Genomic DNA, 22460 nt, shown 5'->3' on the forward strand with positions numbered 1-22460 from the left:
CGCCCTTACGCCAGGCAGCGGAACAGTAGCGCCGGATCGCGCTCGGGATCGATACGCAACCTGATCCCGCCCCATTCGATGCGGGCCTGTTCGCCGGTGAGGAGGTTTTCGAGTGCCGACACATGGTGTCGCTGCCCGCCGGGGTCAACCGTGACGTCCCCGAGCGGCAACCAGAATTCGCGCACGTGGCGCGACAGTGCAACCACGGCGACGACGACGTTGGCCGGGCCGGTCGCCTCCTTCACGAAGGCGATCGTCTCGCCGTCTTCGATGCCGAGGAAGCGCAGGTTCGCGGTTTGGTGAAGCGCAGCATTCTCGTTGCGGATGCGATTGAGCTCCGTGATGTAGGCCTTGATGTTGCCGGGCTTGTTCCAGTCGCGCTGCCAGACCTGGTATTTCTCGGAATCGAGATATTCCTCGCGGCCGGGGATCGCGTCGTGCTCCAGCAACTCGAACCCGCTGTAGACGCCGTAATTGCCGGACAGCGTCGCGGCCAGCGCGAGGCGCGATTTGAACGCCCATGTCTCGCCGCCCTGGAGATGATAGGGCAAGAGATCGGGCGTATTCACGAACAGGTTCGGCCGATAGAAGTCACGTTCGGGATAGCGCGTCAGCTCGCCGAGATATTGCTCCAGCTCCCATTTGGCCGTGCGCCAGGGGAAATAGCTGAAGGATTGTGCAAAGCCGAGCTTGGCAAGCCCCTTCATCAGCTTCGGGCGCGCGAACGTCTTGGAGAACAGGATCACCTCGGGATGCCGGCGGCGGATGTCACGGATCAGCCACTCCCACAAGGCGAGCGGCGCGGTGTCATGATTGTCGACGGCGAAGATGGTGACGCCGTGGTCGATCCAGAACAGCATGGCGTCGCGAAACGCGTTCCACAGTCCAGCCCGGTCGACGGACGTGAAATCGGGGATGACGATATCGGAATAGGGCCCGTCAGCCGTCCGCACCGAGCGGTCCGGGCGCCATTTGAACCATTCCGGATGCTGCGTCAGCCACGGGTGGTCCGGCGAGCATTGCACGGCGAAGTCGAGCGCGAGTTCGAGGCCGTATTCCAGGCAGGTCGCGACCAGCGCGCGAAAATCCTCGATTGTGCCGAGTTCGGGGTGCAGCGCATCGTGCCCGCCCTCGATGGCGCCGATCGCATAAGGCGAGCCGGGATCGCCTTCGGCCGCCACCGGCGTGTTGTTGCGGCCCTTGCGCCGGGTGCGGCCGATGGGATGGATCGGCGTGAAGTAGAGCACGTCAAAGCCCATCGCGGCGATGTCGGGCACGCGCGCGATGCAGTCGCGGAGCGTGCCATGCTGTCCTGGCACCACGCTCTGGCTGCGCGGCATCATCTGATACCAGGCGCCGAAGCGTGCCTTGTCGCGGTCGACGAACAGTGGGAATAGCGCCGAGCGCGTGAGATCAGGCCGCGACTGGCTCTCGGCCATGGCTGCGCCGAGCTCGGTTGCCAGCAGCGGGGCAACGTCGCCGGTCTGAAGATAGTCCTCGCATTGCCTGACGATGACGGCGGCGGCGTCCTGCTGCGTGCCATGCGCCTTGGTCAGAAGGCCGGCGCCCTCGATCGCATCGAGACTGACATCGGCACCGGAGCGCTGCTTGCGCGCGACCGCGTGCGACCACGTGGCGAATTCGTCGGTCCAGGCTTCGATCGCATAGACATATTTGCCGGGCTCGACCGGTGTGAACGCGCCGGACCAGCGGTCATTGCCGTGAGGGATCATCGGCTCGCTCTGCCATTCGCGGTCCTGCTCCTGTCGCCAGATCAGCGCTGCGCCGATCACGGCGTCGCCGTCCCGGTAGATGTCGGCCCAGACCTCGACCGGTTCGCGCGCGATCCGCTTCACGGGGAAGCGCCCGCCGTCGATCAGGGGATAGACGTCCTCGATGAGGAAAGTGCTGCCCGCTGCGGCACTCTCGACAGTTTGAATTGTCTTGTTCACGGTGATGCCATTGACAAGAAAGCAGGAGCCCGTTTCCCTTGCCGGGAACCTACGCTTGATACCACTATAGAAAGCCGCTTGTGTGTCATTGGTTCCCTGGGGAACGGCAGGCGCGGCTCGCGAGTTACCCCTGACTAACCTCTTCCGCGACCTCGTTAAAATCGATGCCCCCGGCCAAAAAATGGCCTGCAAGCTGCGTGCCGAATGGATCTTTTAGCTCAAGCCCGGATCAAGGGCGTTCAATCCGAATTCGTCGATGCCCTCGGAAAGCTGCGGGTCACCGATCCCGTGGCCCTCAAATCCATCCTCGACGCCTTGCCGGAAAAGCGGGTTTACCGCTTCGTCAGCGGGCCCGTCGTGGTACGCGCCTTGGGACATCCGCGCACCGAATTGGTGACGATCGGTGCGCCGCCGCTCAAATGGAAGATGACCGACAACGGCAATTTGATCGCGCAAGGTGAGACGCGCGAGCCCGTGATTGCCTGGCCCGCCGGCCTGCCGCTCGGCTATCACCGCCTGACGCTGACCGATGCCGAAGGCGTGACCGAAGAGGTGCCGATGATCGTGGCGCCGGAGCGGGCCTTTGGCGGCGATTTCGACCGCGGCTGGCTGCTTGCCGTGCAGCTCTACAGCGTCCGCTCGGACCGCAATTGGGGCATCGGCGATTTCACCGACCTCGCCGGTCTCGTCCGGCTCGCCAAGCAGTTGGGGGCCGACGGCGTCGGGCTCAATCCCCTGCATGTGTTGTTCGACGACCATCCGGCCGATTGCAGTCCGTATTCGCCGAACAGCCGGCTGTTTCTCAATCCGCTCTATATCGACGTCGAGGCGATCCCGGAATTTTCCCCCGACCTCGTCCCCGACGCGGCCGCGACCGCCGCGCGGCTCCGTGACGGCGATCGCGTGCCCTATCCCGACATGGCGGCCTTGAAATGGCTCGGCCTCCGCGCCGCCTTCGACAGCTTCGTCAAAACCGCGAGCGGCGTCCGCCGCAACCAGTTCGACGCCTTCCGCGCGGCTCGCGCGCCGCTATTGTCCCGCTTTGCCTGCTTCGAGGTGCTCCGTCATCGCTTCGCGGCGCCGTGGTGGGAATGGCCGGAGGAATGGCAAAAGCCGGACGAGACGAAATGCGCCGAGCTGCGCAATGGCCCGGACAAGCACGAGGTCGAGTTCGTCGAATTCGTGCAATGGACGGCCGACAGTCAGTTGCATGCCGCCAAGGAGCTGGCCGGCCAGCTCGGCATGCGGGTTGGGCTCTATCTCGACGTTGCCGTCGGCGTGCAGTCGAACGGCTTCGATGCCTGGAACGAGCAGGGGGCGATCTCCCGTCATCTCGCCGTCGGCGCGCCGCCGGACGTGCTCAATACCATCGGCCAGGATTGGGGCCTCGCCGGCTTCAATGCCGGCGGCCTGGAGGCGCAATCCTTCGTGCCATTCGCCGATATGCTCGCGGCTTCAATGCGCCATTCCGGGGCCATCCGTCTCGATCACGTGCTGGGCCTGAAGCGACTTTATCTGGTGCCGCGCGGCTTCAAGCCCGACAACGGCGCCTATGTGCAAATGCCGTTCGAGGCGCTGCTGGCGACTGTGGCGCGCGAGAGCGCGGCCCATAAGTGCATCGTGATCGGCGAGGACCTCGGCACGGTGCCGGAAGGTTTTCGCGAGACCATGCAGGATTTCGGCATCTGGTCCTACCTCGTCATGATGTTCGAGCGCGACGATGCCGGTCATTTCCGGCCCGTCGATCACTACCGGCCCAATGCGCTGGTGACGCTGAACACGCATGATTTGTCGACCTATGCCGGCTGGCGCTCATTCAGCGATCTCAGGATGAAGCGCTCGCTCGGGCTCGATCCCGGCGAGAACGATCAGGCCCGCTGGGATGCGCTCGGTCTGCTCGACGAGATCCTGCGCGCCAACGGCATCCGTGCCAATGATGTCTATTCGGTGCTCGCCTTCCTGTCGCGCACGCCGTCGCGGCTGCTTGCGGTGTCGCTGGAGGATCTGCTCGGGGTGATCGACCAGCCCAACATTCCCGGCACGATCGACGAGCATCCGAACTGGCGCCAGCGCCTGCCTGTGACGCTCGACAAGATTGCCTCGAAAGTCGATCTCGCGGCTTTGAAGGCCGCGACACGGGAACGCTCGTTGCCCGGCGGGCGTTGATCGCCGGGGCTCCAAGGGTGCCGTTTTCAAGGCTCGTACGACATTGTCTCAGAGGATTGAGGACTATGCGCTGATCGGCGACTGCGAGACCGCGGCGCTGGTCGGCCGCAACGGCTCGATCGATTGGCTGTGCTGGCCGGCCTTCGATTCCGACGCCTGCTTTGCCGCGCTCCTCGGCACGCACAAGAACGGCCGCTGGCTGATCGCGCCGGGCGAGGACGTCACCGCGACGTCGCGCCGCTATCTCGGCGACACCCTCATCCTCGAGACGCGCTTTGAGACGAAGAGTGGCACCGTTGCGCTGATCGACTTCATGCCGCCGCGCGGCAAGGCCTCCGACATCGTGCGGCTGGTCCGCGGGATCAGCGGCACGGTGAAGATGCGGATGGAGCTCGTCATCCGCTTCGGCTTCGGCGTCGACATCCCGTGGGTGCGGCGGATCGACCATTCCCTGCTGGCGGTCGCCGGGCAGGACATGACGGTGCTGCGGACTCCCGCGAAGACCCGCGGCGAGGATCTGACCACGGTCTCCGATTTCGAGGTGAAGGCGGGCGAGACCGTGCCGTTCGTGCTGACCTACGGCCCCTCGCATCTCGAGCCACCCGCACCGATCGACCCGGAGCTCGCGCTGCAGGAGACGGAAAAGTTCTGGCAGGACTGGTGCAGCCACTGTAATCGCGATGGCGACTATCGCGACCTGATCGTGCGCTCGCTGATCACACTCAAGGCGCTGACCTTCGGTCCGACCGGCGGCATCGTCGCGGCGCCGACCACCTCCTTGCCGGAGAAGCTCGGCGGCGCCAGGAATTGGGACTACCGCTTCTGCTGGCTGCGCGACGCCACCTTTACGTTGCTGGCGCTGATGAACTCCGGTTACACCGAGGAAGCCTCGGCCTGGCACAATTGGCTGTTGCGTGCGGCGGCAGGCTCACCGTCGAACATGCAGATCATGTACGGCATCTGGGGCCAGCGGCGGCTGCTGGAGTGGGAGGCGACCTGGCTCGACGGCTACGAGGGCGCGCAGCCGGTGCGCGTCGGCAACGCCGCGCATGCGCAGCTCCAGCTCGACGTCTACGGCGAACTGATCGACGCCTTCCATCAGTCGCGGATGGCCAAGCTCAAGCTCGACGACGAGAGCTGGGCGCTGGAATGCGCCGTGCTCAAGCATCTCGCCGAAGTCTGGGACCAGCCCGATCACGGCATCTGGGAGCGGCGCGGAGAGCCGAAGCACTATGTCTTCTCCAAGGTGATGACCTGGGTCGCCTTCGACCGCGGCATCAAGAGCGCCGAGACCTTCGGCTTCAAGGCGCCGCTGCTGCACTGGCGCACCTTGCGCGACGCCATTCATCGCGACGTCTGCAACCGGGGCTTCGACACGGAGGAGAATGCCTTCGTGGAGTCCTACGGCTCGAAGCTGCTCGATGCCAGCGTGCTGCTGCTGCCGGCCGTCGGCTTCCTGGAAGCGTCGGATCCGCGCATTCGCGGCACCATAGTGGCGATGGAAAAGCACATGATGCCTGACGGCTTCGTGCTGCGGCACGATCCCCGCGAGGTGCCTGCGGGGCAGCCGCCGCTCGAAGGCGCCTTCCTCGCCTGCAGCCTGTGGCTGGCCGATGCCCATGTGCTGGCGGGCGATCTCGACAAGGCGCAAGCCTTGTTCGATCGCGTGGTCGGGATCGCGAATGATGTCGGGCTGCTGGCCGAGGAATATGATTCAGGCGCCAAGCGTCAGACCGGCAATTTCCCGCAGGCGCTGACTCATATCGCGCTGGTCAACACCGCGCATAATCTGTCGGCGGCAAGGCAGGGCAGCGAGAAGCCCGCGATGCAGCGGTCGAAGTAGTGACCTAGGCGACCCCGTTCCGCTTCAAGATCATCTCCATCGCCTCCGCAAAACCGTCCTGCTCGTTGGACGCGGTGACGTGGGTGGCCTGGTCCTTGACGTTGTCGGCGGCGTTACCCATGGCGATCGAGGTGCCGCTGACGCGGAACATCGCGAGGTCGTTCTGCATGTCGCCGATGGTGGCGACCGCGTCTGTTGAAATGCCGAGGCGCTTGGCCATGGCTTGCACGAATGTGCCCTTGTCGAAACCGGGCGGGGTGATGTCGAGGTAATAGGTTTGCGAACGCACAGCAGTGGCCTCGCTGCCGAGCGCCTGCTGCATTACCTTCTCGCATGCTTCGAGGCCGGCTGCATCGGCGCTGGCGCCGACGATCTTGCAGGCGCTCGCGAGATACGGTGAAAAGTCCGTGACGATGGTGGGATCGGAGCGGATGGTGTGCTGCTCGTGAGCGACGTATTGGCCATCAGGCTTGTCGATCAGCCATTTGTCGGTGGTGAACAGCCAGATGTCGGCGCCGAAGTCCCGGAGGATTTGCAGGGACCGCTCGGCGGCGCTCGCCGGAATCAAATGCTGCTCGACCGGATTCATCTCGGGATCGACGATCGAGGAGCCATTGAACGGGCCGACCGGCAGCCAGAGCGCCAGCGGTTCGATCAGGAAGCGCATGCCGATCGCGGGCCGGCTCGACGTAATCGTGAAACCGATGCCGGCCTGGTGCAGACGCTGCACCGCGGACCTCGCGCGGTCGGTCAGCGTCTTGTCCTTCGTCAGCAGCGTACCGTCGACGTCGGAGACGACGAGCGAGATTATTGTCATGACAATCCCTTGGGTGTTTGGCCTCAGCGTTTCGCGCCGCCCAGTTTCAGCTGTCGCACCGCGCCGTCCACGATCGCTTCCACGGATTCGTCGATCGAGACGGTGATCACGTGCTCGCCAGCCTCGGGCGGCTCCAGCGTGTTGAACTGGCTCGTCAGCAGGCCGGGCGGCATGAAATGCCCCTTGCGTTGCGCAAGGCGAGCGGCGATCAGCTCCTTCGTGCCCCGCAGGAATATGAAGCGGACGTCGTCGCGTCCGCGCACCAGCACGTCCCGATAAGTATGCTTTAGCGCCGAGCAGGCGATGATCACGTGCTCGCCCTTGTCACAGACCCGCGCGATCTCGTCGGCAATGGCGTTGAGCCAGGGCCAGCGGTCCTCGTCGGTGAGGGGATGGCCGGCCCGCATCTTCTCGACATTGCTGGCGGGATGAAAGCTGTCTCCGTCCTCGAATCGCCAGCCGAGGCGCTCGCCCAGCGCTTTTGCAACCGTACTCTTGCCCGAACCCGACACGCCCATCACGATCAATGCACAAGGTGCTTCAACGCCCGTCACGAATTCCCCCCGGAAGCGCGGCTTGGTCGACCAGCCAGACGGTCTCGCCATTCGAGCGCGCGCGTACAGCCGGCAGAGTCTCGCCATTGAGGAGGCGCGTCAAGATCGGCTGCTTGTCGTGCCCCGCAATCTCGAACAGCATTTCGCGGCAGGACGCCAGCGCGGGCAGGGTGAGCGAGACCCGCGGCACGAAGGGGGCAACATTGGCCTTGGGGACGCCGACCACCCAGCGTCTCGTCTCCTCGATCGCAGGATAACCCGGGAACAGCGAAGCGGTGTGGCCGTCCGGGCCTGCGCCCATCAAAACCATGTCGAACAGCGGCCGTGCCGGATCCAGGCTTTCCGCGCCGTAGAAAGCCTGCAGCTCGCGCGCATAGGCCTCGGCGCTCTGATCGGGGGTGTCAGCCGTCGTCGGGATCGGGTGAACATGGCCGGAGGGCGCGTTGCGATCGAGAAAGGTCGCGCGCGCGACCGCCATGTTGTTGAGGGGATCGCTTTCGGGCACGAAGCGCTCGTCACCGATGAACCAGTGCACGCGCTCCCACGGGATTTTTTCGCGCCAGGCCTCGCTGCCCAGCAGCTGGTAGAGCTTCTTCGGGCTGGAGCCGCCGGTCAGGCAGATCGCGATGCGCCCGGGATTGGCCGCGATTCGCGCCATCACCCGTTCGGCCGCGGCCCGGGCGAGAGCCTCGGCGTCGGCCGCGACGATCAGCTTCGGCTGTCCGGCCATCGCCGTCACGAAAACTTACGCCAGCTTCGGCCGTCGCGGCGGAGCAATTCATCGGCGCAGGCGGGGCCGTCGCTGCCGGCTTGATAGGTCTCGATGCCGTTGCTGCCCGCGTTCTTCCAGGCGTCCAGGAACGGCTGCACCGCCTGCCACCCGGCTTCGATGCCGTCGGCGCGCTGGAACAGGATGTTGTCGCCGATCATGCAGTCGTAGATCAGCGTCTCGTAGCCGGTCGAGGGATCGGCCCGGAAATAGTCGCCATAGCGGAACTTCATCTCGACGCCGTCGATGGTGACGCTCGGCCCCGGGATCTTGGCGTTGAACTGGAGCTCGATGGTCTCCGTCGGTGCGATGCCGATCGTGAGGAAGTTCTGAGAGAGACGATCGACAGCCGTGCCTGAGAACATCGACAGCGGCGCCTGCTTGAACTTGATCGCGACCTCGGTGCGCTTGTGGCCGAGCGCCTTGCCGGTGCGCAAATAGAACGGCACGCCGGCCCAGCGCCAATTGTCGATCATCAGTTTCAGCGCGACATAGGTTTCGGTGGTGCTGCCGGGTTTGACGTCCTCGGTCTTGCGATAGTCCGGGATCTCATCGTCGCCGATGCGCCCCGACAGATATTGGGCGCGCACCGAGCTCTTCAGCGCTTCTTCTTCGCTCGGGCGCTGAATCGAGGTCAGAATCTCGGCTTTCTCGGAGCGCACGGAATGGGCATCGAAACGCGCCGGCGGCTCCATCGCGACCAGCGACATCAGCTGAAACAGATGGTTCGGCACCATATCGCGCAGCGCGCCGGTGGCATCGTAGAAGCCGCCGCGATGGCCGACGCCGAGCTTTTCCTCCACCGTGATCTGGATGTGGTCGATATGGTTGCGATTCCAGATCGGCTCGAACATGCCGTTGGCAAAGCGCAGCACCAGGATGTTCTGCACCGTCTCCTTGCCGAGATAGTGATCGATCCGGTAGATCTGGTGCTCGTCCATGATCTTCAGCAGCTCGCCATTCAGCGCGCGCGCGGAGGCGAGGTCGGTGCCGAACGGCTTTTCGATCACCAGCCGCCGCCACGCGCCGTTCTCCTTCATCATGCCGGTGCGGCCGAGCTCGCGCGCGGTCGGCGCGAACGCGGCCGGCGGGGTCGCCAGGTAGAACAGCCGGTTGCCGCCGGTGTCCTGCGCGCATTCCAGGGAATCCAGATGCTCGCGCAGGCGATCAAAGGATGGCGGATCCTTTGCGTCGGCTTCGACGAAGGTCACGCATTCCAGCAGCTTCTTGGCAATGTCGTCGTCCACCGGCCGGGTCGCGAACTGGCGCAAGCCCTTTAACAGGCTGTCGCGCAGCTCGTCGTCCGACTGGCCCCGGCGGGCGACGCCGACCACGCAGAACTTTTCCGGTAACAGATGCTCGGCCGCCAGATTGTAGAGCGATGGCATCACCAGCCGATGGGTGAGGTCGCCGGTGACACCAAAGATGACGAAGGCGCAATTTTCCGGCTTGCGCTTGGCTTGCGGGTCTTTTGTCACGAACTATTGGCCTTCGCTCTGCTAATTGCTATTTCGGCTTCGAAGCAGCCGGCTGCTTCGGCTCCTTGTGGCCGCCGAAGCCGGCTCGCATCGCTGAGAGAATTTTCTCGGCGAAGGTGTGTTCCTTGCGGGAACGGAAACGTGCGAACAGCGCCGCGGTCAGGACTTCGGCCGGCACGGCCTCGTCGATCGCCGCGTTCACAGTCCAGCGTCCTTCGCCGGAATCGTCGACGAAACCGGAATATTCCGTCAACGCCGGGCTGTCGGCGAGCGCCGTCGAGGTGAGATCGAGCAGCCAGGACGGGATCACGCTGCCACGCCGCCACACCTCGGCGATATCGGCGAGATCGAAATCGTAACGATGATCCGCCGGCAAGGCCTCGATGTTGGCGTTCTTGAGGATGTCAAAACCTTCGGCATAGGCCTGCATCAGGCCGTATTCGATACCGTTGTGGATCATCTTGACGAAATGCCCGGCGCCGACGGCGCCGGCATGGATGTAGCCCTGCTCGATGCGGGGATCGCGGCCCTCACGTCCCTCCGTGCGCGAAATGTCGCCGGCGCCGGGCGCGAGCGCGGCGAAGATCGGATCGAGCCGATCGACCACCTGTTTCTCGCCGCCGATCATCATGCAATAGCCGCGGTCGAGGCCCCAGACGCCGCCGGAGGTGCCGACGTCGACATAGTGGATGCCGCGCTGCTTCAGCGCCTTGCCGCGGCGGACGTCGTCCTGCCAGAACGTGTTGCCGCCGTCGATGATGACGTCGCCTTCCTGCATCGCGCCCGCGATCGTGTCGATCGTGGTCTCGGTGATGTGGCCGGCCGGCAGCATCACCCACGCCGCGCGCGGCCGCTCCAGTTTCGCAATGAACTCTTCGAGCGTCGCCGAGCCGACCGCGCCGTCTGCGGCAAGGCCGGCGACGGCCTTGGCGTCCTTGTCGTAGACCACGGTCGAATGGCCGTGGCGCATCAGGCGGCGAACGATGTTGCCGCCCATCCGGCCGAGGCCGATCATGCCGAGTTGCATTTGAGGAATTCCCTTAGTTCAGTGCGTCGTTGAGCGCGGCATTGAGCGCCGCGAGACCCTTCTTGAGCCCGCCCTTCAGGTGGACCCGCAGCGCGCGCCGGCCGCGCTCGGTGAGCACGTCGAAGTCGCCGCGCGCCTGCGCGGCCTTGATGACGCCGAAGCTGGCCTTCTGGCCCGGCACCGGCAGGTCCCTGGCATCGTCGGCGGTGATCTGGAGGAACACGCCGCTGTCGGGGCCGCCCTTGTAGGCCTGTCCTGTCGAGTGCAGGAAACGCGGTCCGAACTCGGCGCAGGTTGCGACATGTCGCTTCTCGCGCACTTCGAGCCGCATGGTCTGGAGTGCGTCGATCGTCGCCTTGTCGCGCGCGATGTAGCCGAGCAGGGCGACATAATCGCCATGGTTGGAGCGCGACAGATGCGCCTTCAGCCATGAGGTGAGGTCGCCGTTGGCGCCGGCGGCGCGCAGGGCCGCGGCGTTGGTCTCGTCGGTGTAGAGATCGGCCTCATTGGTGCTGACCACCGGCTGCTCGGCCGGCAGCGCGCCGGTCTTTTCGAATGACGCGGTGAGCTCTCGGGTCTTGATCTTGGCCGCTTCCACGTCCGGCTGGTCGAACGGGTTGATGCCGAGGATGCTGCCCGCCACCGCCGTTGCCATCTCGAAGCGGAAGAACTCCTGGCCGAGATGGTCGATCGACTTCATCACGATGCGCACGACGGGATGACCGGCCGCTTCGATCGCAGCAAGCTGCGAGTCATGGGCGGCGTCTGCTTCGCCCTCGATACGGATGTCGATGAAGAGCCGGTCATTGCCGTAGACCCCAGGCTCGCCCAGCGGCTCGCCGTCGATCGGGATCAGACCCTTGCCATCCTTGCCGGTCGATTCCGCGATGAGCTGCTCAGCCCAGGCGCCGAAATCGGCGATCCTCTTCGACGACAGGATCGTCACCTTGTCGCGGCCTTCGAGCGCTGCATGGCCCATGGCAAGGCCAAGCTGCACGCCAGGGTTCTCGGCTGGCGGCACGTCCGGTCCGCAGGAGCGGGCCATGGCAAGCGCATGCTTGACGAAGGTCTTGATATCGATGCCCGCGGTTGCCGCCGGCACCAGGCCAAACGGCGAGAGCACCGAATAGCGTCCGCCGATGGAGGGCTCGCCGTGGAAGATGCGTGCATAGCTCAGAGTCTTCGCCGCCTTCTCCAGCGACGATCCGGGATCGGTGACCGCAATGAAGCGATGGCCGGTCTTGACCTTCGGCCCGACCGCCTGCGTGACGCGCTCGTGGAAATAATCCTTCATCGCATTCGGTTCGGTGGTGCCGCCGGACTTGCTTGAGACGATGAACACGGTGTTGGCGATGTCGATCCTGGCCTCCATCGCCCGCACCTGCGCCGGATCGGTGGAATCCAGCACGTGCAGCTTCGGGAACCCGGGTTTCTTGCCAAAGGTCTCGGCCAGCACCTCCGGCCCGAGGCTTGATCCGCCCATGCCGAGCACGACGGCGTCGGAGAATTTCTGGCCTTTCACGCGACTGGCATAGTCCTCATAGTCGGCAACATCGGCCTTGGCGGCGCTGTCGAGCCAGCCGAGCCATTTGTCCTCGTCAGTGCCGGTCCAGACCGATTTGTCGCGCTGCCACAGCCTACGGATCTTGGCCGACGCGCGCCATTCCTCGGTGCTCTTGGCCACGGCCTTGCCGAGACCGTCGCCGAGCGAGAGCAGCTGGCGGTCGATCGCGGGCCCGAGCACGGTGGCGCGCTTGTGGGCGACCGCACCATAGAGCTTGTCGGCGGCGTCGGCGAACTGCTTGACGCCGTCCTTGACGAGCTCCTCTGTGATGGCATCGAGCGAGACGCCGGAGCGCTCCAGCTCTTCCAGCACGCGGCGGGCGTCGTCGAGGTTTTCTTCAAGGCTGTCGCGCGGCTTGCCGTGGTCACGGAATGCGTCGAGCGTCGCCGGCGGCACGGTGTTGATGGTGTCGGGGCCGATCAGCTCCTCGACATAGAGGACGTCGCTGTAATCCTTGTTCTTGGTGCCGGTCGACGCCCACAGCATGCGCTGCGGCTTGGCGCCCTTGGCGGCGAGCTTGTCCCAGCGGGGACCTGAGAACAGGCGCTTGTAATCCTGATAGGCGACCTTGGCATTGGCGATCGCGACCTTGCCCTTCAGCGCGGCCAGCCGCTCCTTCTCGGACGGATCGTTGGCGCGAGCGATCTTCTCGTCGAGCTGCTTGTCGACCATGCTGTCGATGCGGCTGACGAAGAAGCTGGCCACGCTCGCGACATGCGAGGGGTCGCCGCCACCGGCGACGTATTTCTCCAGGCCCGCGAGATAGGCCTCGGCGACCTGAAGGTAGACTGCCTTGGAGAACAGCAGCGTGATGTTAATGCTGATGCCGTCGCCGATCAGGGTCTCGATCGCCGGCAGGCCCTCCGGCGTTGCCGGCACCTTCACCATCAGGTTCTTGCGGTTGACGTCCTTCCAGAGCCGCCGCGCCTCGGTGACCGTGCCGGCGGTGTCCATCGCCAGATAGGGCGAGACTTCAAGGCTGACATAGCCGTCGCCACCCTTGAGGCGGTCGTAGACCGGGCGCAGCACGTCGGCGGCGTTCTGGATGTCCTCGACCGCGACGGCCTCGAACAGGTCGGCGACCGACCGATCGCCGCGCTTCAACGCCTTGCCGATCGGCGCGTCGTACTCGTCCGAGCTGCCGATCGCTTTCTCGAAGATCGAGGGGTTGGAGGTGACGCCCTTGACGCCGTCGGTGTCGATCAGCCGCTTCAGGTCGCCCTTGGCGATGAAGCCGCGGGCCAGGAAGTCCAGCCAGACGGCTTGTCCGTGCTTTTCCAGTTCTTTGACGGGATTCATGATGCTAATTTATCTCCAAGCCTGCGGGCGAGGGGTTTCCGCGCCGGTCCTGACGCGCTATCCTCTAGCTTACATGCTTCCTTGAGGGAACCAATCAAGGGTATGGGCGTCATATCCTCCAGTGTAACTCCGTCGCGATCATGGCGATCCGCGTAAAGGGAGCCGAGTTGCGTAAAAAGGTCGTTGGCCGTGAGGAATCGGTCGGGGCCTTGTTGTGTAACGCCAGCTGTCTCGCCTCGCCGCTAGCGGCTGCGCGGAGTACTCATCAGCGGATTCCGGTCCGGCTGATGCATCGTGGCTCGGTCGCGAATGGCCATGCTGGGGGAAAGCATGCAAGCACATCATGACCGTCTGGCGCTCGCTGTCACAGACAGCCCCCAGTCGGTCACGTCGACCGGATGCGTCGATGCGTCCCACGATCTCGAAATCGGTCCGTGTACGACCCAAACGCGGCTGCTGGTCGTAGCGGGCTTCGCCATGACGCTGCTCAGCGCAACGCTCGCCTTGGGCTGGTCGAGCGCTTTTGGCGATTACGACGCGACGGTCGGCTCTGCCGGCGTGGTGGTGTTCGCCGTGATGACCGGTCGGCTGATCTGGATGCTCCCCGCCGAGCGGGGATCGGTGGTGATCGTCACCCCCTATGGCATCCGCGATCTCCGCATCGGCAATGAATTTCTGCTGTGGGACTCTATCGCGGAGATTTCGGCTGAAGAACGCCGCGGGCGCAAGGTGATCGTGCTGACGCCGACGCCGGCCTTGCAGCGGCAGCTCTGCAGCATCCGCGGCTTGGCCCGCTCCGTGAGGGACGATCGCATCGTCATCCGGTCGGAGGGCCTAGCGACCGATTTTGATACACTGCTGCGCGCTTGCCGCGACTATCACGCCGCCGGCGGTCCGCGCACCGCATTGCAGCAGGAAGATGAACGCGGCACGCAAGGCTTCGCCGCACAAGCGTCATAAGATCGCCGTTCGCAGACCGCTATGATGCGAGGCCGGATGAACGCATCCCCGGTAACGCCCGGATGTTGCGAGCGAGTGACATTTTCTGGAAATGAGCCAATATAGACAAAGATTCGCTCAAATATCAGGCAGGTGCCTGTTCGTAACTCACCCTGTGCCTACGTTGTGCGTTGCGCCGAGAAGGCGCCCGGGTGTCGAATGATCGTCATGTGCTCACGCTGATTCGAGAGTGGCGCTAAGGAACGGTCCGGTCGCTGCTTTCGTTCAATTGTGTAGCGGAACTCACGCGGAGAGGGATCATGTACAACGATTCTCTATTCAACGCTTTCGCTAAGTCGTTCGAGGCGAGAAGCCAACACGACATGTCGATGGCGGAATATCTGGAATCGTGTCGAAGCGATCCCATGAAATACGCGAACGCGGCCGAACGACTGCTAGCAGCGATCGGTGAGCCCCAGACGATTGACACGGCCAAGGACCCACGCCTTGGCCGTATTTTTTTGAACCGCACGATCCGCACCTATCCGGCCTTCGCCGGCTTCTACGGCATGGAAGAAACCATCGAGCGCATCGTCGGTTTCTTCCGTCACGCGGCGCAGGGCCTCGAAGAGCGTAAGCAGATCCTGTATCTGCTCGGTCCGGTCGGCGGCGGCAAATCCTCGCTCGCCGAGCGGCTGAAGTCGCTGATGGAAGTGCATCCGATCTACGTGCTCAAGGCTGGCGACGAGCTCTCGCCCGTGTTCGAAAGTCCGCTCAGCCTGTTCGATCCGGATCAGCTCGGCCCGATGCTGGAAGAGAAATACGGCATTCCACGCCGCCGTCTCACCGGCCTGATGAGCCCGTGGTGCTACAAGCGGCTGGAAGCCTTCGGCGGCGACATTTCCCAGTTCCGAGTCGCAAAAATCCAGCCGTCGCGGCTGCGCCAGATCGGCATCGCCAAGACCGAGCCGGGTGACGAGAACAACCAGGACATCTCCTCTCTGGTCGGCAAGGTCGACATCCGCAAGCTCGAAACCTACGCGCAGAACGATCCCGACGCTTACAGCTATTCCGGCGGCCTCAACCGCGCCAACCAGGGCGTGCTCGAGTTCGTCGAGATGTTCAAGGCCCCGATCAAGATGCTGCACCCGCTGCTCACCGCGACGCAGGAAGGCAACTACATCGGCACCGAGAACATCGGCGCGATTCCGTTCACCGGCGTCATCCTCGCGCACTCCAACGAAGCCGAGTGGTCGAGCTTCAAGGCCAACAAGAACAACGAGGCCTTCATCGACCGCATCTGCGTGATCAAGGTGCCGTACTGCCTGCGGATCACGGAGGAGCAGAAGATCTACGAGAAGCTGATCCAGGGCTCCGAGCTCGCGGCCGCGCCTTGCGCGCCCGCGACGCTGGAAACGCTGGCGCGGTTCTCGGTGATGTCGCGCCTGCGCAAGCACGAAAATTCCACGACCTACGCCAAGATGAGGGTCTACGACGGCGAGAGCCTGAAGGAGACCGATCCGAAGGCGCGCAGCGTCCAGGAATATCGCGATGCCGCCGGCGTCGACGAGGGCATGGACGGTGTTTCCACCCGCTTTGCCTTCAAGATCCTGGCTGCGACCTTCAACCACGATCCGCAGGAAGTCGCCGCCGACGCCGTGCATCTGATGTACGCGCTGGAGCAATCGATCAAGCGCGAGCAGCTGCCCGAGGAAGTCGAGAAGCGCTACCTCGAATTCATCAAGGCGGACCTTGCACCGCGTTATGCCGAGTTCATCGGCAACGAGATCCAGAAGGCTTATCTCGAATCCTACTCGGATTACGGCCAGAACCTGTTCGACCGCTACGTCGACTACGCCGATGCCTGGATCGAGGACCAGGATTTCAAGGACGCCGACACCGGCCAGCTGTTGGATCGCGAGCTTTTGAACCAGGAGCTGACCAAGATCGAGAAGCCGGCGGGCATCGCCAATCCGAAGGATTTCCGCAACGAGGTGGTCAAATTCTCGTTACGGTCGCGCGCCCAGAACGGCGGCAAGAATCCGACCTGGATCTCCTACGAGAAGATTCGCGATGTGATCGAAAAGCGGATATTCTCCCAGGTCGAGGACCTGCTTCCGGTCATCTCCTTCGGGTCGAAGAAGGACGGCGAGACGGAGAAGAAGCACGGCGAGTTCGTCGCACGCATGGTGGAGCGCGGCTACACCGAGCGTCAGGTTCGCCGGCTCGTCGAATGGTACATGCGCGTGAAGCAGGCCGGTTGAGGCGGATGGAAAAGTGCCGATTCACATTATTGACAGGCGCCTGAATCCTGGCGGCAAGAGTCTCGAGAACCGGCAGCGGTTCTTGCGTCGGGCCAAATCCCTGGTGCAGGGCGCCGTCAAGAAGACCTCGCAGGAACGCGACATCAAGGACGTCCTGGAGGGTGGCGAGGTCACCATTCCGCTCGACGGCATGCATGAGCCGCGTTTCCGCCGCGACGGCGGAACGCGCGACATGGTGTTGCCCGGGAACAAGAAGTTCATCGAGGGCGACTACCTCCAGCGCTCGGGCCAGGGCAGCGCCAAGGATTCCGGACCGGGCGAAGGCGACAGCGAGGACGCCTTCCGTTTCGTGCTCAGCCGCGACGAATTCGTCGATCTCTTTCTCGACGATCTCGAATTGCCCGACCTTGCCAAGCGCAAGATCGCGCACACCGAGAGCGAGGGCATCCAGCGCGCCGGCTACACCACGTCGGGCTCGCCATCCAACATCTCGGTGAGCCGGACGGTTCGGCGCGCACTGGCGCGCCGTATCGCGCTCAAGCGTCCCAGCAAGGAGGAGATCGAAGAGCTGGAAGCCGCCATCGCCGCCTGCGCGGACGAGGACGAGCGTCTGGTGCTGATGGCCCAGCTCGAAAAACTGAAGGCGAAGTCCAAGCGCATTCCCTTCATCGATCCGCTCGATATCCGCTACCGCCGCTTCGAGACGGTGCCCAAGCCCGTTGCCCAGGCCGTGATGTTCTGCCTGATGGACGTGTCGGGCTCGATGTCCGAGCACATGAAGGATCTCGCCAAGCGCTTCTACATGCTGCTCTACGTGTTCCTGAAGCGCCGCTACAAGCATGTCGACATCGTCTTCATCCGCCACACCGATCGCGCCGAGGAGGTGGACGAGCAGACCTTCTTCTACGGCCCGGCTTCCGGCGGCACGCTGGTCTCCAGCGCGCTGCAGGCGATGCACGAGATCGTGCGCGAACGCTTCAGCCCGTCGGACTGGAATATCTACGCCGCCCAAGCCTCCGACGGCGATAATTCCTATTCCGACGGCGAGCTCGCGGGCATGCTGCTGACCGACAAGATCCTGCCGGTCTGCCAGTTCTTTGCCTATCTCGAGGTCGGCGAGTCCGGCGGCAGCGCTTTCGATCTGTCTGACTCCTCGCTCTGGACTCTCTACGAGCGCCTGCGCAACAGCGGCGCACCGCTCTCGATGCGCAAGGTCAGCGAGCGCAGCGAGATTTTTCCGGTCTTCCACGATCTGTTTCAGCGCCGCGACACTGCCCAGGAGAAAGCCGCTCCATGACAGAACGCTTGTTCGAAGGCGCCGATTGGGATTTTCACACCTTGCAGCGCATCACGGATGCCTGCGAGGAGGTGGCGACGAAAGATCTCGGGCTCGACGTCTATCCGAACCAGATCGAAGTCATCACCGCCGAGCAGATGCTGGACGCCTATTCGTCGGTCGGCATGCCGCTGTTCTACAAGCACTGGTCATTCGGAAAGCACTTCGCGTATCACGAGGCCTCATACCGCAAGGGCCTGATGGGACTTGCCTATGAGATCGTGATCAACTCCTCGCCCTGCATCTCCTACCTGATGGAGGAGAACACGGCGACGATGCAGACCCTGGTGATCGCGCACGCCGCCTTCGGCCACAACCACTTCTTCAAGAACAACTATCTGTTCAAGCAGTGGACCGACGCCGACGGCATACTGGACTATCTGGATTTCGCCAAGAACTACGTCATGCAATGCGAGGATCGCTACGGCCGCGTCGAGGTCGAGCGCACCCTCGATGCCGCGCATGCGCTGATGTCGCATGGGATCGACCGCTATCCCGGCAAGAAGAAGCTCGACCTCCGCGCCGAAGAGAAGCGGGCAGGGCGCCGCCGCCAGCATGAGGAGGAGGTCTTCAACGACCTCTGGCGCACCGTGCCGGCGGGAAAGAGCAAGACCCGGTCCGCGCTCAGCGTCGAACGGCGCCGCAAGCTGCTCGGCCTGCCGCAGGAAAACCTGCTGTATTTCCTCGAGAAGAGCGCGCCGCGGCTGGCGCCATGGCAGCGCGAGCTGTTGCGCATCGTTCGCCACATCGCGCAATATTTCTATCCGCAGAGCCAGACCAAGGTGATGAACGAGGGGACGGCGACCTACGTCCACTATCGCATCATGACCAAGCTGCATCAGCAGGGCCGCATCAGCGACGGCAATTTTCTCGAATTCCTGCAGTCGCACACCAACGTCGTGTTCCAGCCCGAATTCGACGACCAGCGCTTTTCCGGCTTCAATCCCTATGCGCTCGGCTTCGCCATGATGCAGGACATCGAGCGCATCGTCACCCGGCCGGAAGACGAGGACCGCGAGTGGTTCCCGGACATCGCCGGCAAGAACGACGTGATGGGCGTGCTGCGCGACGTCTGGGCCAATTACCGCGACGAGAGTTTTATCGCCCAGTTCCTGAGTCCGAAGCTGATGCGGCATCTCCGCATGTTCCACCTGCATGACGATCCCGAGGAGCGCGCCGGCATCCGGGTCGACGCCATTCACGACGAGCGCGGCTTCCGCCGCGTCCGGCGCGAGCTGGCACGGCAGCACGATGTCGGCTACATCGACGCGAATATCGAGGTGGTCGACGTCGATCTCTCCGGCGACCGGCGGCTGATCCTGCATCACCATGTCATCAAGGGCGCGCAGCTCAACGAGACCGACGCCAAGCGCGTGCTCCAGCATCTCGCCGATCTCTGGACCTACGATGTCGCACTGATCGAGGTCGATTCCAACGACAAGGTGCTGCGCGAATACGTCGTGAGCCCGCGGCCGATCTCGGCGGTGGCGTGAGGGCGGGGCAGCTTCCGGAGCGCGACAAGATTAGCCTTGTGGCTTCTGCCAGGGAGCTGCGCTCCCTCCCCCGCTTGCGGGGGAGGGGTGGGGAGAGGGTGTCTCCGCAGCGGGATTCCCCCAGAGGATAGAGCCCTCACCCGGCGCTACGCGCCGACCTCTCCCGCAAGCGGGAGAGGTTGCAGCCAGTCCGCGGCTGCTAAAGCGATCAACGTGAATCAATCGTGCTCTAAGTCGATCGCTTCTTCGCCGGCTTCTTCTTGGCTTTCGACGCATTCAGCTCCACGGCTGCGCGGATCAGCGCCTTCAACGCCTTCTCGTTGATCTTGTCGCCTTCGCGAATATCGATCGCGCGGCGCACGTTGCCGTCGAGGCTCGAGTTGAACAGGCCGGCGGGATCGTCCAGCGCGGCGCCCTTGGCAAAGGTCATCTTCACCACGGCCTTGTAGGTCTCGCCGGTGCAGATGATGCCGTCGTGCTCCCACACCGGAACGCCGCGCCACTTCCATTCCTCGACGACATCAGGGTCGGCCTCCTTGATCAGGCCGCGGATTCGCCCGAGCATGTCGCCGCGCCAGTCGCCGAGCTCCTTGATCCTGCCGTCGATCATCCTGGATGGCGAAGCGCCATTCGTCTTCATCGCGCTGCTGGTTTTCGCGGTCACGGCCTTCTTCATGCTCACGCCTCTTGTCGGGCGCCGCGGCCGCGGCCGAGATATGGCAGCGCGAACATGTAGAGCCCGGTCGCAAGCAACGGGATCAATGGGACGAAGGCGAGCAAGCCGATCCACGTCGCCTGGACTTGCATCGTCAGGGCGACGATGTTGGCGATGACGGCCAGCGTGAAAGCAATCGACAGCCAGCGATGGATCTGTCGAATCCACATATTTCCGGTCAATGAAACCTCCTCTTGAGATGATCGAAATGAAGGCCGGCGGCCGAGCTAGTCTGCCTTGGCCAGCAGCTCGTCCAGCTTGGTGAGAAACTGCTTCCAGCCGGCATGCGCGCCGCCAAATGCCTGCTTCTGCGCCGGGCTGAAGCCCGCTTGCTCGACACGCAGATGAGTGCCTGCGCCCGTCGGCGTCAGCGTGAAGGTCACGACGCTCTTGAGATCGAACGCCGCGTCCTCGTGCGAGAAATTCCAGGTGTAGGCGAGCGTCTTCTGCGGCTCGATGGTGAGGACTTCGCAGTCCAGCACGCCGCCCCATTCGCCGCGAAGGTTGAAGCGGTGGCCCACGTTCGGCTTGAAGTCGTTCTTCATCAGCCATTCCTCGATCAGATGCGGCTGCGTCAGCGCGCGCCAGATCCGCTCTGCCGGAAAGGCAAATTCGCGCTCGACGACGACAGATCGGGTTTCGGTCGCGGATTCGTTCATTGGTCCATCCTCTTCAGGAGATCGTCGAGCGCGTCGAGCCGGTTCTGCCAGAATCCGGCCATCTGGCTGGTCCAGTCGATCAGCGGATTGAGCGCGCCGGGTTGGGCGCTGTAATGCGTCTGCCGTCCTTGATGCCGGTCGCGCACGAGGCCAGCCTGCTTCAGCGCGCCGAGATGTTTTGAGACCGCCGGCTGGGACACGCCCGACAGTGCCGTCAGGGCCCCGACCGTCTGTTCGCCCTCGCGGCACAATCGCTCGAAGATCGCCCGACGGGTGGGGTCGGCGAGCGTCCTGAACAGAAGGTCGTGAGCGGCGGGGGGCATGTAATCCATAACCTGTAAGTTATGGGTATATTCATAACCGTGGAGTTATGGATGTGTCAAGTGGGGAAGTGGTGTGGAAGCGATCCCGCAAACTCCTCTTACCTCTCCCGCTTGCGAGGGCTTTGCGTAAATCGCGAATCTGCGATTCTCTAAGAGACATCTGAAGAGGATCTGGGGATGGCATATCGGCAGGTGGGGCAACCGAGCTTCGCAGATGCGTTGGCGTCGCGGCGGGGCAAAGGGGGTGCGGTCCTGAGGCGGATTGGCGAACTGGTGGATTGGGCGGCTGTCGAGCGCGTGCTGAGCGGCCTGCCGGAGCCGGAGCGTGGCGCGCCGGCCTATCCTCGGCTGGTGATGTTCAAGGCTGTGCTGTTGCAGCAATGGTACGGTCTGTCCGATCCGGAACTGGAAGAAGCGCTCGATGACCGGGCCTCGTTCCGCGACTTCTGCGGCTTTGCGCTGGGCGACGAGACGCCCGACCACACGACGATCTGGCGCTTCCGCGAAGCTTTGCAGCAGGCTGGCCTGGACGAGACGCTGTTTGCCGAGATGCTGCGCCAGATCGACGCGCGCGGGCTGGTGCTGCGCCGAGGCACATTGATCGACGCCAGCCTGATCCCGGCGGCCGTGAAACCGCCGAAGCCGCCAAAGGACCCGCTGCCTCCCGGCCCGGACGGACGCCCGCCGAGCAAGCTGGTCAATAGCGAGCGCGATACGGATGCGCGATGGACCAAGAAGGGTGGCAAGCGATACTTCGGCTACAAGGCGCATGTCGGTGTCGACCAGGGCTCGGCGATCATTCGTCGCAGCAAGCTGACCGACGCTGCGGTCAACGATACGGTGCCCGCCGACGAATTGATCAGCGGTGACGAGAAGGCGGTCTACGCCGACCAGGCCTATGACAAGCATGAGCGTCGCGCCGGGCTGGCTGCCCGGGGCATCAAGCCGCGGCTGATGTTCCGGCCCAACAAGCATCATCCCCTGACCGAACGGCAGAAGCGCTTCAACGACGCCGTGGGACGGCGCCGCGCCCCGGTCGAGCAGGTCTTCGCGCGCCTCAAGGGCGTCTACGGCTGGGCGCGAGCCCGCTATCTGGGCCTGGCACGCAATCATACCCATCTGCGTCTTCTCTGCCTGGCCATGAACCTCAAACGATGGGCGGTCCTGGGCGGATTCAAACGGTCGTCGCAACACCAGGAGTTTGGAGGTTGCGATGAACGTTGTAAGGCGCAGATCGGCGCGGTCAGGACGAGCCCCATTGC

General features: G+C 63.9%; 18 protein-coding genes. 7 read left to right on the forward strand and 11 right to left on the reverse strand.

Going from position 1 to position 22460, the window contains the following annotated elements; translation table 11 throughout:
• Window positions 1-5: 5 nt before the first annotated feature.
• Window positions 6-1952 carry a maltotransferase domain-containing protein gene (locus ABIB80_RS09735; protein ID WP_354127274.1) on the reverse strand — a complete coding sequence of 649 codons (1947 nt, stop codon included), beginning with the start codon at window positions 1950-1952 and terminating at the stop codon, window positions 6-8.
• A 204-nt stretch (window positions 1953-2156) separates the two neighbouring features.
• On the opposite strand from ABIB80_RS09735, the gene malQ reads away from it, so the two are divergent.
• Together malQ and ABIB80_RS09745 are read left to right on the forward strand one after the other, a co-directional pair.
• The gene (gene malQ, locus ABIB80_RS09740; RefSeq protein ID WP_354127275.1) at window positions 2157-4118 is read left to right on the forward strand and encodes a 4-alpha-glucanotransferase; all 1962 of its coding nucleotides are present in this window, start codon (window positions 2157-2159) and stop codon (window positions 4116-4118) included.
• Window positions 4119-4161: 43 nt separating this feature from the next.
• Entirely contained in the window at window positions 4162-5961 is a 1800-nt protein-coding gene (locus ABIB80_RS09745; RefSeq protein ID WP_354127276.1) for a glycoside hydrolase family 15 protein, read from the forward strand.
• Between the two features lie 4 nt (window positions 5962-5965).
• On the opposite strand, the gene ABIB80_RS09750 is transcribed toward ABIB80_RS09745, so the two are convergent.
• From ABIB80_RS09750 to ABIB80_RS09775, 6 genes are read right to left on the reverse strand one after another with little or no spacing between them, the layout of a single operon-like run.
• Window positions 5966-6778, reverse strand: a complete 813-nt coding sequence (locus tag ABIB80_RS09750; RefSeq protein WP_354127277.1) for an HAD family hydrolase — start codon at window positions 6776-6778, stop codon at window positions 5966-5968.
• A gap of 23 nt (window positions 6779-6801) precedes the next feature.
• The gene (locus ABIB80_RS09755) at window positions 6802-7332 is read right to left on the reverse strand and encodes a gluconokinase (protein WP_354127278.1); all 531 of its coding nucleotides are present in this window, start codon (window positions 7330-7332) and stop codon (window positions 6802-6804) included.
• The gene (gene pgl / locus ABIB80_RS09760; protein ID WP_354127279.1) at window positions 7319-8062 is read right to left on the reverse strand and encodes a 6-phosphogluconolactonase; all 744 of its coding nucleotides are present in this window, start codon (window positions 8060-8062) and stop codon (window positions 7319-7321) included. Before pgl ends, ABIB80_RS09755 begins: the two co-directional genes overlap by 14 nt.
• A gap of 5 nt (window positions 8063-8067) precedes the next feature.
• Window positions 8068-9579: a glucose-6-phosphate dehydrogenase gene (gene zwf / locus ABIB80_RS09765; protein WP_219685522.1), complete on the reverse strand. Its 1512-nt coding sequence runs from the start codon at window positions 9577-9579 to the stop codon at window positions 8068-8070.
• A gap of 28 nt (window positions 9580-9607) precedes the next feature.
• On the reverse strand, window positions 9608-10606 hold the full coding sequence (gene gnd / locus ABIB80_RS09770; protein WP_007595714.1) for a phosphogluconate dehydrogenase (NAD(+)-dependent, decarboxylating): 999 nt from the start codon (window positions 10604-10606) through the stop codon (window positions 9608-9610).
• A 13-nt stretch (window positions 10607-10619) separates the two neighbouring features.
• The gene (locus ABIB80_RS09775) at window positions 10620-13469 is read right to left on the reverse strand and encodes a bifunctional transaldolase/phosoglucose isomerase (RefSeq protein WP_354127280.1); all 2850 of its coding nucleotides are present in this window, start codon (window positions 13467-13469) and stop codon (window positions 10620-10622) included.
• A 330-nt stretch (window positions 13470-13799) separates the two neighbouring features.
• Between ABIB80_RS09775 and ABIB80_RS09780 the strand changes: the two genes are divergently transcribed.
• From ABIB80_RS09780 to ABIB80_RS09795, 4 genes are all read left to right on the forward strand, one after another.
• Window positions 13800-14429: a hypothetical protein gene (locus ABIB80_RS09780; protein WP_007595706.1), complete on the forward strand. Its 630-nt coding sequence runs from the start codon at window positions 13800-13802 to the stop codon at window positions 14427-14429.
• 299 nt (window positions 14430-14728) lie between these two features.
• Complete coding sequence (locus ABIB80_RS09785; protein WP_007595704.1) at window positions 14729-16672, forward strand: PrkA family serine protein kinase; 1944 nt, start codon at window positions 14729-14731, stop codon at window positions 16670-16672.
• A 19-nt stretch (window positions 16673-16691) separates the two neighbouring features.
• A complete protein-coding gene (locus ABIB80_RS09790; protein ID WP_198288307.1) occupies window positions 16692-17969 on the forward strand; it encodes a YeaH/YhbH family protein in 1278 nt (425 codons plus the stop codon).
• Window positions 17966-19501: a SpoVR family protein gene (locus ABIB80_RS09795; protein ID WP_007595700.1), complete on the forward strand. Its 1536-nt coding sequence runs from the start codon at window positions 17966-17968 to the stop codon at window positions 19499-19501. The genes ABIB80_RS09790 and ABIB80_RS09795 overlap by 4 nt, the downstream gene beginning before the upstream one ends.
• A 229-nt stretch (window positions 19502-19730) precedes the next feature.
• Here ABIB80_RS09795 and ABIB80_RS09800 read toward each other — a convergent pair whose 3' ends face one another.
• The 4 genes from ABIB80_RS09800 to ABIB80_RS09815 are packed head-to-tail and all read right to left on the reverse strand — an operon-like array spanning window position 19731 to window position 21198.
• On the reverse strand, window positions 19731-20177 hold the full coding sequence (locus tag ABIB80_RS09800) for a DUF1801 domain-containing protein (protein ID WP_354127281.1): 447 nt from the start codon (window positions 20175-20177) through the stop codon (window positions 19731-19733).
• A gap of 2 nt (window positions 20178-20179) precedes the next feature.
• Window positions 20180-20398: a hypothetical protein gene (locus ABIB80_RS09805; RefSeq protein WP_007595696.1), complete on the reverse strand. Its 219-nt coding sequence runs from the start codon at window positions 20396-20398 to the stop codon at window positions 20180-20182.
• Window positions 20399-20443: 45 nt separating this feature from the next.
• The gene (locus ABIB80_RS09810) at window positions 20444-20875 is read right to left on the reverse strand and encodes an SRPBCC family protein (protein WP_007595695.1); all 432 of its coding nucleotides are present in this window, start codon (window positions 20873-20875) and stop codon (window positions 20444-20446) included.
• Window positions 20872-21198 carry an ArsR/SmtB family transcription factor gene (locus tag ABIB80_RS09815; protein WP_354127282.1) on the reverse strand — a complete coding sequence of 109 codons (327 nt, stop codon included), beginning with the start codon at window positions 21196-21198 and terminating at the stop codon, window positions 20872-20874. The genes ABIB80_RS09810 and ABIB80_RS09815 overlap by 4 nt, the downstream gene beginning before the upstream one ends.
• Before the next feature lie 177 nt (window positions 21199-21375).
• Here ABIB80_RS09815 and ABIB80_RS09820 point away from each other — a divergent pair.
• Window positions 21376-22460: IS5 family transposase (locus tag ABIB80_RS09820; RefSeq protein WP_354127283.1), on the forward strand; the 1085-nt coding region annotated here is incomplete at its 3' end.

It is taken from the genome of Bradyrhizobium sp. i1.15.2 (assembly GCF_040548425.1).
GTDB classification, from domain to species: Bacteria; Pseudomonadota; Alphaproteobacteria; order Rhizobiales; family Xanthobacteraceae; genus Bradyrhizobium; species Bradyrhizobium canariense.

Coding starts and splice junctions, on each gene's coding strand:
- pgl (WP_354127279.1), bottom strand. CDS start 8,062: ATGGCCGGACAGCCGAAGCTGATCGTCGCGGCCGACGCCGAGGCTCTC.
- gnd (WP_007595714.1), bottom strand. CDS start 10,606: ATGCAACTCGGCATGATCGGCCTCGGCCGGATGGGCGGCAACATCGTT.
- ABIB80_RS09780 (WP_007595706.1), top strand. CDS start 13,800: ATGCAAGCACATCATGACCGTCTGGCGCTCGCTGTCACAGACAGCCCC.
- ABIB80_RS09785 (WP_007595704.1), top strand. CDS start 14,729: ATGTACAACGATTCTCTATTCAACGCTTTCGCTAAGTCGTTCGAGGCG.
- ABIB80_RS09795 (WP_007595700.1), top strand. CDS start 17,966: ATGACAGAACGCTTGTTCGAAGGCGCCGATTGGGATTTTCACACCTTG.
- ABIB80_RS09810 (WP_007595695.1), bottom strand. CDS start 20,875: ATGAACGAATCCGCGACCGAAACCCGATCTGTCGTCGTCGAGCGCGAA.
- ABIB80_RS09815 (WP_354127282.1), bottom strand. CDS start 21,198: ATGCCCCCCGCCGCTCACGACCTTCTGTTCAGGACGCTCGCCGACCCC.
- ABIB80_RS09750 (WP_354127277.1), bottom strand. CDS start 6,778: ATGACAATAATCTCGCTCGTCGTCTCCGACGTCGACGGTACGCTGCTG.
- ABIB80_RS09775 (WP_354127280.1), bottom strand. CDS start 13,469: ATGAATCCCGTCAAAGAACTGGAAAAGCACGGACAAGCCGTCTGGCTG.
- ABIB80_RS09800 (WP_354127281.1), bottom strand. CDS start 20,177: ATGAAGAAGGCCGTGACCGCGAAAACCAGCAGCGCGATGAAGACGAAT.
- malQ (WP_354127275.1), top strand. CDS start 2,157: ATGGATCTTTTAGCTCAAGCCCGGATCAAGGGCGTTCAATCCGAATTC.